Annotated in this window: 12 protein-coding genes; 3 read left to right on the forward strand and 9 right to left on the reverse strand. The window is 70.2% G+C overall.

All coding sequences use genetic code 11. From position 1 onward, the window contains the following. Positions 1 to 22: 22 nt before the first annotated feature. A complete protein-coding gene (gene dprE2 / locus AC4HOU_RS03020; protein WP_195019564.1) occupies positions 23 to 787 on the reverse strand; it encodes a decaprenylphospho-beta-D-erythro-pentofuranosid-2-ulose 2-reductase in 765 nt (254 codons plus the stop codon). A 165-nt stretch (positions 788 to 952) separates the two neighbouring features. On the opposite strand from dprE2, the gene AC4HOU_RS03025 reads away from it, so the two are divergent. Then, the gene (locus AC4HOU_RS03025) at positions 953 to 1,360 is read left to right on the forward strand and encodes a PPOX class F420-dependent oxidoreductase (protein WP_163810624.1); all 408 of its coding nucleotides are present in this window, start codon (positions 953 to 955) and stop codon (positions 1,358 to 1,360) included. Positions 1,361 to 1,548: 188 nt separating this feature from the next. Here AC4HOU_RS03025 and AC4HOU_RS03030 read toward each other — a convergent pair whose 3' ends face one another. Then, positions 1,549 to 2,676 (reverse strand): M24 family metallopeptidase, encoded by a 1,128-nt coding sequence (locus tag AC4HOU_RS03030; protein WP_194991224.1) that lies wholly within the window; start codon positions 2,674 to 2,676, stop codon positions 1,549 to 1,551. 237 nt (positions 2,677 to 2,913) lie between these two features. Here AC4HOU_RS03030 and AC4HOU_RS03035 point away from each other — a divergent pair, with 237 nt between their 5' ends. Continuing rightward, the gene (locus AC4HOU_RS03035; protein ID WP_195019565.1) at positions 2,914 to 3,885 is read left to right on the forward strand and encodes a 5'-3' exonuclease; all 972 of its coding nucleotides are present in this window, start codon (positions 2,914 to 2,916) and stop codon (positions 3,883 to 3,885) included. Between the two features lie 40 nt (positions 3,886 to 3,925). Continuing rightward, complete coding sequence (locus tag AC4HOU_RS03040; RefSeq protein ID WP_195019566.1) at positions 3,926 to 4,492, forward strand: histidine phosphatase family protein; 567 nt, start codon at positions 3,926 to 3,928, stop codon at positions 4,490 to 4,492. 94 nt (positions 4,493 to 4,586) lie between these two features. On the opposite strand, the gene AC4HOU_RS03045 is transcribed toward AC4HOU_RS03040, so the two are convergent. From AC4HOU_RS03045 to AC4HOU_RS03075, 7 genes are all read right to left on the reverse strand, one after another. Further along, on the reverse strand, positions 4,587 to 5,342 hold the full coding sequence (locus AC4HOU_RS03045; protein ID WP_163810616.1) for a DUF4333 domain-containing protein: 756 nt from the start codon (positions 5,340 to 5,342) through the stop codon (positions 4,587 to 4,589). Between the two features lie 77 nt (positions 5,343 to 5,419). Next, a complete protein-coding gene (locus AC4HOU_RS03050; RefSeq protein ID WP_195019567.1) occupies positions 5,420 to 8,119 on the reverse strand; it encodes a DEAD/DEAH box helicase in 2,700 nt (899 codons plus the stop codon). 3 nt (positions 8,120 to 8,122) lie between these two features. Next, entirely contained in the window at positions 8,123 to 9,094 is a 972-nt protein-coding gene (tatC, locus tag AC4HOU_RS03055) for a twin-arginine translocase subunit TatC (protein WP_163810611.1), read from the reverse strand. A gap of 123 nt (positions 9,095 to 9,217) precedes the next feature. Then, positions 9,218 to 9,484 carry a Sec-independent protein translocase subunit TatA gene (gene tatA / locus AC4HOU_RS03060; protein ID WP_195019568.1) on the reverse strand — a complete coding sequence of 89 codons (267 nt, stop codon included), beginning with the start codon at positions 9,482 to 9,484 and terminating at the stop codon, positions 9,218 to 9,220. Positions 9,485 to 9,590: 106 nt separating this feature from the next. Then, positions 9,591 to 10,619 (reverse strand): 2-dehydropantoate 2-reductase, encoded by a 1,029-nt coding sequence (locus tag AC4HOU_RS03065; RefSeq protein ID WP_228815098.1) that lies wholly within the window; start codon positions 10,617 to 10,619, stop codon positions 9,591 to 9,593. Beyond that, complete coding sequence (locus AC4HOU_RS03070; RefSeq protein ID WP_163810607.1) at positions 10,616 to 11,590, reverse strand: helix-turn-helix transcriptional regulator; 975 nt, start codon at positions 11,588 to 11,590, stop codon at positions 10,616 to 10,618. The genes AC4HOU_RS03065 and AC4HOU_RS03070 overlap by 4 nt, the downstream gene beginning before the upstream one ends. 70 nt (positions 11,591 to 11,660) lie before the next feature. Further along, positions 11,661 to 12,656, reverse strand: a complete 996-nt coding sequence (locus AC4HOU_RS03075) for a helix-turn-helix transcriptional regulator (protein WP_163810605.1) — start codon at positions 12,654 to 12,656, stop codon at positions 11,661 to 11,663. Position 12,657 lies beyond the last annotated feature (1 nt).

The raw sequence follows: 12,657 nt of genomic DNA on the forward strand, positions 1-12,657 counted from the left end.
GGCCCGGACACCGCACCGTGGTTCATCGCGGCATCCTGCGCCAGATCGGCTGCGGCAGCATCCGGAACGCGATGAACACCAGCCGCAGGATGCCGGGCACCACGACCCGCTCCGCTCGCCGACGCAGACCCGTGACGACGGCCTCGGCGACCTGACCCGGCGTGCTGGAGAACGGCGCCGGCGCCATTCCCTCGGTCATCCGTCCGATGACGAATCCGGAGCGCACCAGCATCAGGTGCACGCCCGTGCCATGCAGGGCGTCACCGAGCCCGCTGGCGAACCCGTCCAGGCCGGCTTTGGCCGAACCGTAGACATAGTTCGCGCGCCGCACTCGCACGCCGGCGATGGAGCTGAAGACCACGAGCTGCCCGCTGCCCTGGGCGCGCAGCAGGTTCGCCAGCACCGTCAGCACGCTGACCTGTGCGGTGAAATCGGTGTGCACCACCGCGAGCGCGTGCGCCGGATCGCGCTCGGCGCGCGCTTGATCGCCGAGGATGCCGAAGGCCACCACCACGACCCCGAGCGGCCCGTGTTCGGCGGCGATCTTCTCCAGCAGCGCGGGATGGCTCGCGGTGTCGTCGGCATCGAATTCCACGCAGTGCACCGCCGACGCGCCAGCGGCTTCGATCGCCGCCGTCTCGGCCGCGAGGTCCCCGCTGCGCCGCGCCGCGAGCACGACGGTCCGCCCCGCCGCCACCCGCCGCGCCACTTCGAGCCCGATTTCGCTGCGCCCGCCGAGTACCAGCACCGTCCCCGCGTCGAGTTCTCGCGCACTACGCCGTCCCATGCGCCCATCCTGTCATCCCGGCCGCGGCTGATCGCAACCACGAACGGCTATCGACTGCCCCGATCCCCGGTGTCGGCCTTTCGGATGCCTGTGGCGGGGGGCGGGGCGCAGCCCTCGAGCCGATGCGGTGACAGCTCGCACTACGTAGGTCGCTACGGTCGAGGCATGGCGATCGGTGCTGCTGTCCAACTCTCCCCTGCCGCTGTCGAGTTCGTGACCGAACGACATCTGGCCACTCTCACCACACTGCGCGCCGACGGAACACCGCACGTGGTGGCCGTCGGGTTCACCTGGGACGCCGAGGCCGGGATCGCGCGCATCATCACCAACGACGGGTCGGTGAAGGTGCGCAATGTCCGGCGCTCGGGGTACGCGGCGGTCAGTCAAGTCGACGGGATCCGCTGGCTGACGCTGGAAGGCCCGGCGACGGTGCTCGACGATCCGGTCAGCGTCGGCGAGGCGGTGCAACGGTACGCGGGGCGCTACCGGGTGCCGCGGGAAAACCCGACGCGCGTGGTCATTGCCATCCAGGTGCAGCGGATGCTGTCCAGCAGCACATTGCGCGCCGAGTGAGCGTCGGCAACGGGTGAGCGGGCGGCCCGGCGCGGAGGTCGATTGATGACGCCGGATCGCCAGGCGCGCACGTCCCGCACACCGATTGCGGTCCACAACCCGGCGCAGTGGTCGACTGCCGACGCTGGATCGTCAGGCGCGGACCGCCACCCGCGAGCCGGTGACACCCCACATCGGGGGTCCTCGGCTCAGAGCACCGTGAGCCCGTGTGGGCGCTGATTCATCGGTTCGGCGCCGTCCTCCGTGACCACGACGATGTCCTCGATGCGGGCGCCCCACTCACCGCGGAAGTAGATGCCAGGTTCGACGCTGAACGCCATGCCGGGCCGCATTTCGAGCTCGTTGCCCGCGACGATGTAGGGCTCCTCATGCACCGACAGGCCGATCCCGTGCCCGGTGCGGTGCAGGAACGCATCGCCGAGACCCGCGGCCTTCAGCGGTTCGCGGGCGGCGGCGTCCACCGATTCGGCGGTGACGCCGGGGCGCACCGCCGCGACGGCCGCCGCTTGCGCTTCTTCCAGCTCGGCGTAGCGGGTGGCCACCTCGGCGCGGGGCTCGCCGAGGACGTAGGTGCGGGTGCAATCGGAGTTGTACCCGGAAGCCACCGGGCCGCCGATATCGATGACGACGACGTCGCCTTGCTGCAACCGCCGCTCCGATTTCGTGTGATGCGGGATGGCGCCGTTCGGGCCGCTGCCGACGATGATGAACTCGGCCTCGGTATGGCCCTCGGCGATGATCGCGCGCTCGATATCCTCGGCCACCTCGGCTTCGGTGCGCCCGGGCAGCAGCCATTCCCCCATCCGGGCGTGCACCCGGTCGATGGCGGCGCCCGCTTCCCGCAGCGCCTCGATCTCGGCGGCGTCCTTGATCATGCGCAGTTCGCGCAGCACGGGTGTGGCCGAGGCCGGCAGGCCGCTGAAGGATTCGGCCAGCGGAATCAGGTGCAGGGCGGGCATGGAGTCGGTGACCGCGACGCGGGAGCCGACGTGCAACGCCGACTTCACGATCTGGTACGGGTCGACACCGTCAACCCAATCGTGGACCTGCAAACCCAGGTCCGACACCGCGGAACCGTCCAGCGCGGCCAGTTCCAGCTTGGGGATCACCACCGAAGGCGTGCCCTTGTCGGCGGGGATCACCAGGCAGGTCAGCCGCTCGAACGAATCGGCGGCCGAACCGATCAGATAGCGCAGATCCGGCCCGGGCGTGATGAGCAGCGCGTCCAGGTGAGCGTTGCGCATCGACTGCACCGCGCGCTCGAGCCGGTCGGCGTAGACGTCCGCCGCGAATCGTGAATCCGTGTGCGAGCTCATACCGCCCGACGTTACCCGTCCGAGGGTCCGCTCGGATCCACTCTGGGCGTTCAGTGTTGCTATGAGGTCGCTACGTAGGCCCGGCGGCCGGCGCCGGATCCGGCGACGACCGCACTGCCACCCCGGGTGCGCGGCGCGCACCGCCGAGCCGGATCCTTGTCCCACGCTGCTGTCCGCGACGGCCCCGGCCCGGTGTTTCCCTCCGGCCCTGTCGCCCCCGGCGGGTAACCTCGGCCCGTGACGTCAGCCGCTCCCGCTACCGGTCCCCTGCTGCTGCTCGACGGGGCCAGCCTCTGGTTCCGCGCCTTCCACGCGATCCCGGAGAAGATCACCGCCCCCGACGGCCGCTCGGTGAACGCGCTGCGCGGCTTCACCGATATGGTCGCCGCCCTGATCACCCGCCACTCCCCCAGCAGGCTCGTGGTCGGCCTGGATCTGGATTGGCGGCCCCGGTTCCGGGTCGATCTGGTGCCCACGTACAAGACCCATCGCCTCGACACCTCCGCCGAGGCGGCGCCGGGTGCCGAGGAAGTGCCCGATCGGCTCACTCCGCAGGTGGCGATGATCCTCGACGTGCTGGCGGCGGCAGGCATCGCCACCGGCGGCGCCGAAGGCCTCGAAGCCGATGATGTGCTCGGCACACTCGCGACCCGCGAGCAGACCGATGAGGTGATCGTGGTGAGCGGCGACCGCGATCTGCTCCAGCTCGTCCGCGATACCCCGGCGCCCCCGGTCCGCGTGCTCTACGTGGGCCGTGGGCTGGCGAAGGCCGAGCTGTTCGGACCGGCCGAGGTATCCGCGAAATACGGTGTGCCGCTGGAGAACGCGGGCCCCGCCTACGCCGACATGGCGACGCTGCGCGGCGACGCCTCCGACGGCCTGCCCGGTGTTCCCGGTATCGGTGAGAAATCGGCCTCCACACTCATCACCCGCTTCGGGTCGCTGGATGCGTTGCGTGCCGCCGTCGACGACCCGGCCGCAGATCTCTCCCAGGGCATCCGCACCAAACTCCGTGCCGCCGAGGCCTATCTGACCGCCGCTGCCCCGGTGGTCCGTGTGGTCCGCGACGCCGACGTCGCCCTCTCGCGCCCCGACATTCTCCCCACCACCCCCGCAGACCCCGACCGCCTGCGCGAACTCGCCGTCACCTACAACGCCGACAGCCCCATCACCCGACTCATCACCGCCATGGGCGCGCCCCGCGGCTGAACAGCCCGTAGCCGGGCCCCGCGGCCCGCACAATCGATGCATGCGACCGACACTGCTGCTCGTCCGGCACGCCGACGCCGGGATACCCCGCGCCGACGGACCCGACGACCACCGTCGCGCGCTGACCGCCGCGGGCCGCCGCTCGGCTCGGCGACTGGTCTCCGAGCTGCTCGCCTGCGGTCCGACCGTAGTGGCGTCGAGCCCGTATCTGCGTGCGGTGCAGACCGTTGCGCCCACCGCACAGGCGGCGGGCCGCGCCGTGCGGACGGATAGTGCGCTGCGGGAATGGGATTCGGGGATCGCGCCGACGCCGGACTACGCGCGCTGGTACGCGCGGAGTTGGGCACGACCGGAGACGGCTCGGCCGGGTGGTGAAAGCCTGCGCCAGTTGTCGGAGCGTGCGGTGTCAGCGCTGAGTCGATGGGCGGAGGCAGCCGGTGGGCCGATCGTTGTCGGCAGCCGCGGGACGTTCATCGCCGCCGCACTGGCCGGATACGGAATCGCCGGCATCGGGTGGCCGTTCGTGCGGGCCATGCCGATGCCGGCGATTTACCGATTGGAGTTCGATCCGAGCGGTGCGGTGGTCGTCGCGGGCCCCGGGCTCTGAGGCGCACCCGACATTCTCCGGCGCTCCGACCCGGGCCGGGCCGTGCCGCGGGTGGCGGACCGGTGCCGCGGGTGGCGGACCGCCCGATCGAGGATCAGCTCGGGCGGCCGACCTCGTAGGTGCCGTCATCCTTGGTGATCTTGACGCTGACCTTCTTGGCCTCACCGCTGACCTTCAGGTCGCAGGTGAAGGTCGCGTCGACCTTGACTTCTTGGCCTGCGGGGCAGGACACATCGCTGACGTCTTCGATGCCGTAGGACTCCGAGAGCACCTTCTGCACACCGGACTGCACGGCCGCCTGATCGAGTTCGTCCTTGGCGGTGAGCAGCAGGATGAGCGCGACGATGCCACCGACGATCGCGACACCGAGCACGGCCAGACCGATGATCAGGCCCTTGCTCTTACCGCCGCCGCCACCGCTCTGCTGCAGGGGCTGCTGCGGCTGGTTCGGGTTCCACTGCTGCTGGCCCTGCTGGCCCCAATCCTGTTGCGGCTGCTGGGGTTGACCCCATTGCTGCTGCGGCTGCTGTTGCGGCTGGCCCCACTGCGGCTGGGGCTGCTGCGGCTGCGCCCAGGGCTGGCTCTGCGGCTGGCTCGGCTGCTGGGGCTGGCCCCACTGCGGCTGGCCGGGTTGTTGCGGCTGGCCGGGCTGCTGTCCCCACTGCTGCTGCGAGCCCTGCTCAGCACCGCCCCACTGCTGGGTGGGCTGGGCCGCGGACGGCTGCTGGCCGCCCCACTGCTGGGTCGGCCCGGCCCCGCCGGGCGCCTGCTGTCCACCCCAGTGCTGGGTGGGATCGTTGCGTCCCTCCCCGGGACCAGGGGCGTCGTTCGGTCCGTACGGGCCGCTCATCTGGTTGCCTCCACTCGCATCGGTACACACACGGTAGCCCCCCGCGTGCGAAAGAAATCAAATCACAAACGCTTTTCTCACGCGGCGTCCACCGCGACGACACCCCGCCGAATCGCCCGCACCGCCTTGGCCGCGGTGGCCGCCACCTCCACGTCATCGGCGGTGTTGTGGATCTGGTCGAGCAGGTCGATCACCTGACGGCACCAGCGCACGAAATCGCCTGCCGACAGCGGCGCACCCTGATCGCCGCTGGCGAGCAACGACTCGGCCAACCCGTCGCCGCGCGCCCAGGTGTGGATACCGGTGACGAATCCGAGATCGGGTTCCCTGGTGGGCGCGAGCTTGTGCCTGGCCTCGTCGGTGCGCAGCTGCGACCACACGCCCACGGTGGCTCCGACCGCCCGGCGCACCGGTTCGGTGGGCCCCGACGCGCCGAGATAGCCGCCTTCCTGACGTGATTCGTAGACCAGGATCGATACCACCGCCGCCAGTTCGGCCGGCCCGAGTCCACGCCACAGCCCCTGCCGCAGGCATTCGGCGACCAGCAGATCGCTTTCGGCGTAGATCCGGGCGAGCCTGCGGCCATCCTGGGTGACCTCACCCTCCTGCACGAACCCGCGTTCTTCCAGCAGACCGAGGATCCGATCGAAAGTGCGGGCCAGCGAGTTGGTGGTGGCGGCAACCTTCTGGCGCATGGTGTCGGTTTCCCGCGACAGCCGGGCATACCGTTCGCCGATGCGGCTGAGCTGCTCGCGGTCCGGCCGGTGGTGCGCGGGGTGGGCCCGCAGGCTGCGCCGCAAGGTGGCCAGTTCACGATCTTCGGCGGCGCGAGCACGCTGGCTGCGCCGCTGGCGCCCGGGCGCGGCGATGCCGGTGCTGCGCAGGGCCGAGGCCAGATCGCGGCGGGTGCGGGCAATGCGGTGATCGACCCGGCGCGGCAGGCGCATATGCCCGAGTGCCTGGGCGGGCACCGGGAAGTCGGCGACCGAGATCCGGCCCGCCCACTTGTCCTCGGTGAGCACGAGCGGGCGCGGATCGCCGGGCGTGGCATCGGGTTCCAGGATCACCGCGAGCCCGGCGCGACGCCCGGAAGGAATCGCGACGACGTCACCGCGCCGCAGCGAGGTGAGCGCCGCGACCGAGGCACCGCGCCGATCGGCCCTGCCCTGCTGTTCCAGCTGACGTTCGCGCTGCTTGATCCGCTCGCGCAGCGAGAAGTACTCGAAGAAATCGCCCTCGACCCCGCCCAGTTGCCCGGCGAGCTTGCGCAGCTGGTTCTCATTGCGTTCGATACCGCGCACCAGTCCGACCACCGAGCGGTCGGCCTGGAACTGCGCGAACGAACGTTCCAGCAGGGCCCGCGCCTCGGCGGCGCCCATCCGGTCGATCAAGTTGATCGACATGTTGTAGCCGGGACGGAACGAGCTACGCAGCGGATAGGTGCGGGTGGAGGCCAAGCCGGCCACCGCACTGGTATCCACCTCTGGCTGCCACAGCACCACCGCATGGCCCTCGACGTCGATGCCGCGGCGCCCGGCACGGCCGGTGAGCTGGGTGTATTCGCCGGGGGTGAGTTCGGCGTGCGATTCGCCGTTGAACTTGACCAACCGCTCCAGCACCACGGTGCGGGCTGGCATGTTGATGCCGAGCGCGAGGGTCTCGGTGGCGAACACCGCGCGCACCAGACCGTTGACGAACAGCTCTTCCACGGTGTGCCGGAAGGCCGGGAGCATGCCTGCGTGGTGCGCGGCCAGCCCGCGGTGCAGCGCCTCGCGCCACTCCCAGTAACCGAGCACCTCGAGATCGGCCTTCGGCAGCTCGCCGGTGTGCTTCTCGATGATGGCGTCGACCTGCTCCTGGTCCTGCCCGCGCCCCAGGTCCAGCCCCGAACGCAGGCACTGGGCCAGCGCGCCGTCGCATCCGGCGCGGCTGAAGATGAACGTGATGGCGGGCAGCAGACCTTCCTCGTCCAGCTTGGCCAGCACCTCGGGGCGCGGCAGCGGACGGAAGTCGCGGCGCCCGCCGCCGCGACCCCGCGGGCCGCCCCAGGAGTTCATCCGGTCCGCGCTTTCCCGATGCCTGATGTAGCGAACCAGATCCTCGTCGACGAGCACCTTCTGCTCGGAGGAGTTGCTGTCGAACAGATCGAACATGCGCCGGCCGACCATGACGTGCTGCCACAGCGGCACCGGGCGCGTCTCGTCCACCACCACGGCGGTATCGCCGCGCACGGTCTCCATCCAGGCGCCGAACTCTTCGGCGTTCGACACCGTGGCCGAGAGGCTGACCAGCCGCACTTCCGGCGACAGATGCAGGATGACCTCTTCCCACACCGCGCCGCGGAAGCGGTCGGCCAGATAGTGCACCTCGTCCATCACCACATACGACAGCGCGTGCAGCGCGTCCGAGGACGCGTAGAGCATGTTGCGCAGCACTTCGGTGGTCATGACCACGATCGGGGCGCCGGAGTTGATCGACTGGTCGCCGGTGAGCAGGCCGACCTCGGCCCGGCCGTAGCGGGCGGTGAGATCGGCGTACTTCTGGTTCGACAGCGCCTTGATGGGCGTGGTGTAGAAGCATTTGCCGCCGGTGGCCAGCGCCAGGTGCACCGCGAATTCACCGACGACGGTCTTGCCCGCGCCGGTGGGGGCGCATACCAGCACGCTGTGTCCCTCTTCGAGGGCGCGGCAGGCCTGCTGCTGGAAGGGGTCAAGCCGGAAGGTCAGATCGGCGGCGAAGCTCTCCAACTCGCCCGTCAGCGACCGGTTCTGTGTCACCCGTCAGAGCGTATCGGAGTAGTCCGACACGGGACGGCTGGTTTTCTCGGGGGCGGCCACCGGCTCGGCCGGGGTGATGGGATCGGCGGAGCCGACCGGTTCGGGCCCGGTCACGGTCGAGGCCTGCTCGTCGTCGAGGTCGCCCCAGCCTTCGGCGCGCTCGCGGCGGGCGCGCCGCGCGTCGTTGATGCGGGCGAACTGCACGGCGACCTCGAACAGCAGCGTCAGCGCCAACGCCAGCGCCAGCATGGAGAACGGGTCCTGCGGGGTGACGATGGCGGCGAAGACGAACAGCCCGAAGATGATGCCGCGCCGCCAGGCCTTGAGCCGGGCGTAGGTGAGCACGCCGATCAGGTTGAGTCCGATGATCAGCAGCGGTGTCTCGAAGCTGACGCCGAAGATCACCAGCAGCTGAATGATGAAGCTGAAGTATTCCGAACCGCTCAGCGCGGTGATCTGCACGTTGTCGCCGATGGAGAGCAGGAAGCTCAAGGCGTGCGCGATCACCACGTAGGCCAGCACCGCGCCGGTGACGAACAGCACCGAACCGGAGGCGACGAAACCGATCGCGTACTTGCGTTCCTTGGCGTAGAGACCGGGGGTGATGAACGCCCACAGCTGGTACAGCCAGATCGGGCAGGCCAGCACGATGCCCGCGGTCATGCCCACCTTCAGGCGAAGCATGAACTGTTCGAACGGTCCGGTGGCCAGCAGGCGGCATTCGCCGTCCGGGGTCAGTGAGGCCCGGGTCTCGGGTGGCAGCCCACAGTACGGCCCGCGCAGGATCTCGCCGAGGCTCTCGATGCCGAGGAACGAATGCGCGTACCAGAGGAACCCGACGACGGTGGTGACCAGGACCGCGGCAATGGAGATCAGCAGCCGGGTACGCAGTTCCTGGAGGTGTTCGACCAACGACATGGTGCCGTCGGGATTGGTCCTGCGCCTGCTGCGCCGGGGGTCGAACGGAATTCGCATGGTGTGTGTGGTTGCCCTTGTGCTCGCGTGCCTGGACCGCTCACCGCCGACGCCGAGCGATGGCCGGACGCCAACAGCACACTAGCCGGAGCGAGCTCGAACTCGCTCCGGTCGACGCGTGGGTCAGAGCGTTTTCGACTCGGTGCGCGGCTGGTCGGCGGGCGCCGGGTTCGCGGCCTGGCCGGACGGGAGCTGCTGCGCGGGAGCCGCGGGCGCAGTGGAAGAGGCGCCGGTGTTGCCGCCCTCGTTCTGCATCTGGCTGACCTCGCTCTTGAAGATCCGCAGCGATCGTCCGAGGCTGCGGGCCGCGTCGGGCATCCGCTTCGCGCCGAAGAACATCACGAAGACGACCGCGATGATCAGCCAGTGCCAGATGCTCAGACTGCCCATGTTCTACCTCCAAAGACTGTGATACACCGATGCTACCGGACCCCGGCGTGGCCGAACCCGCCCGTGGGTCGGAGTTGGCCGGGCGTTCAACCCGCGGCCGTGCCCCTCATTCGACCGGCTGAGCGGCCGCTTCGCGCAATTGGCCGAGCAGCTCCGGTCCGCTCCAGCGACGCTGGTCACCCTGCTCGGCGGCCAGCACGAGTTCGATGAGCCGCTGATTCACCGGCGTCGGCCAGCCGACCAGCGCGCCCAGGCTCACGATTTCACCGCACAACCAGGAAATTTCGGTGCGGCGCCCGGCGGCCAGATCGTCGGCCATGGACGAGCGCGCCATCGGATCGACGGCCAGCACCCGCCCGGCAACCCGCTCGAAGACCCGATCCGGCACCGTCAGCAGCCGGGCCATCAGGGCGGGCGGGAGTGCGGTCAGCCGGGCCGGTCGAATTCGCGCACTGTTCATCACCGCGAGCGCCTCGCGCTGGGCCAGGGCGAGGCAGCGGCGGTAGTCGCGCTGGGCCAATTCCTCGCGTAGCGGCAGGCCGGACAGGGCGTTGACCGGGTTGTTCAAGTTGAGCAGCAGTTTGGCCCACTGCACGGGTAGTAGGTCGGGGTGCCGGTCCAGCGGCAGGCCCGCACGGCGGAAATCGTCGGCGAAGCGGTCCAGCGCCGGATCGTCGTGCACGGCGACGCCGCCGTCGGTACCGCGATGAAAATGGCCGTCACCGTGCTGGACCACGTTGAACATCACCATGCCCGCGAGCACCACGCTGCCAGGCAGCGCCGTGCGAATGGTGCCGTCGTTGCCGATGCCGTTCTGCAAACTCAGCACCACCGTGCCCGGCCGCAGCCTGCCCGAGAGGCTGTGCGCCGCACTCGCGGTGGCGCCGGATTTCACGGTGACGAGCACCAGGTCGGCGGGTTCGGCGGCCTCGGGTTCGGTCGCGACGGTGAAGCGGTCGGCGGGCACCGTGTCCGAGCCGCCGCCGAGATCGGTCAGCCGCAGGCCGGCTCGGGTGATCTGGTCCAGGATCGGGCGTCGTCCGACGAAGGTCACCTCGGCGCCTGCCGCTGCCAGCTTCCCGCCGACGAAGGTTCCGATACTGCCTGCGCCGAGCACCATGACCCGATTCGTCAAGCCGGACCCGCCTGTTCCTCGGCCACCTCGTCGTAGGCGGCCAGGGCCGCGTTCGATCGTTCCCGGACGGCGGCGACCAGTTCCGGGGGGCCGAGCACGGTGACGCCGGAACCGAAGCCGAGCAGCAGCCGCGCCATCCAGTCCAGCGTCGCGAACCGCATGGTCGCCTCGATGCTGCCGTCGCCGTGCACGGCCAGCCGCTGGATCGGGTACTGGTCGAGCACCCAGCCGTAGTCGCCGCGGATCCGCAGGCGCGCCAGCGGTAGCGCCGGATCGTCCTGGAACAGGTCGAGGGCCGCGTCGGTGTCGGCGGCGGCACTGGGCGGGCGGGCCGGTTCGTCGAGTTCGGTGGCGGCCTCGATCCGGTCGAATCGGAACAGTCGCACCCCTTCGGCCTGACGGCACCAGGCCTGCAGGTAGCTGTTGTTGTCGACCAGCACGATCCGCACCGGGTCGACGATGCGTTCGGAGACCACATCGCGGCTGGCCGAGTAGTACACCAGCCGCAGCGCGTGCCTGGCGGCCAGCGCCGCCCGCACGGTCGCCACGGCCGGCGCCTCCACCGGCTGCGGCCCGCCCGCCGTCTCGGGGACGGCGCCGGAGATGGCGGCCTCGATCTTGGCGATCGCCGAATGGGCGGCACTCGGGTCCACCATGCCGGGCGTGTCGACGATCGACCGCAGCGCCACCAGCAGCGCGGTGGCCTCGGTCGAGGTCAGCCGCAGCGGGCGGTCGATCCCTGCGGAGAAGGTGACGTCGATGCTCTCCTCGGAGAACGACAGATCGATCAGATCACCCGGGCCGTAACCGGGCAGCCCGCACATCCACAGCTGGTTCAAGTCGCTCATCAGCTGTTTGGTGGTGACTCCCAGATCAGCGGCGGCCTCGGCGGCGCTGATCCCCGGATGGGCCATCAGATACGGCACCATGTTCAGCAGCCGCGACAGCCGCACCGACAACCGGCTGCTCATGCTGCCTCCTTCCGGCGCGCTCGGGCGCCCTGCGTGGTGACGCACGCTGCCGCCGTCGGGCGCTGGCCGCTCATGCCCGCACCTCCGTGTGGTCGAAGACCGATCGCAGCCGGGCCACCACATCGTCGCGCAGGTCGCGGGGTGCCAGGACGACGGCGTCCGGGCCGAGCCCGGTGATCAGGCGCGCGATCCAGTCCCGCGAGCGCACCGGCACCTCGATGACGGTGCCGCTGCGACCGCCGATGGTCCGGGTGCCCCCTTCGACGCCGAGCCTGCGCAGCTCGCGTCCGCGCCCTTCGGCCACCCACACCGTCGCGGTGCCGCTGACCGGGGCCGTGCCGGTCACCCGGGTGACGATCTCGCGCAGGTCGACCTCGTCGGGTTTGCGGACCGCGTTGCGCGGGCCGTAGGCGGTGACCTCGTCGCCGATGCGCGACAGCCGGAAGGTGCGGGTGGCATTGCGTTCCCGGTCGTGGCCGACCAGATACCAACGGCCGTGGTGGGTCACCACACCCCACGGCTCCACATCGCGCATCAGGTAGGGCGCGTTGACGGCGCCACGATGCTCGAACCGCACGGCCTGGCCCGCGTCGATGGCAGCCAGGAGTTTGCCGAGCACGGGCTCGGATCCGCGGGTGCGCGCCGGCACCGCGGGCACCGAGGCCAGACCCGCCTCGGTCTCCACGTGGATGCCCGCGGCCCGCAGTTTGAGCAGGGCGCCCTCGGCGGCGGCGGCGAGCTCGGGCGATTCCCACATCTGCACGGCGACGGCGACGGCCGCGGCTTCGGCACTGGTCAGGTCGATATCGGGCAGTTCATAGGCATCGCGGTTGATCCGGTAGCCCTCCACCGAGGAGAACCGGCTGACCGGGCCCACTTCCAGCGGGATGCCCAGATCGCGGAGTTCGTTCTTATCGCGTTCGAACATTCGGCTGAACGCTTCGTCGCTGACCGAATCCTCGTATCCGGCGACGCTGTCGCGGATCCGCTCGGCGGTGAGGAACTGCCGGGTCGACAGCAGGGCGATGACCAGATTCATCAACCGCTCGACCTTGGATATCGCCACT

This window comes from Nocardia sp. JCM 38205 (genome assembly GCF_058222935.1).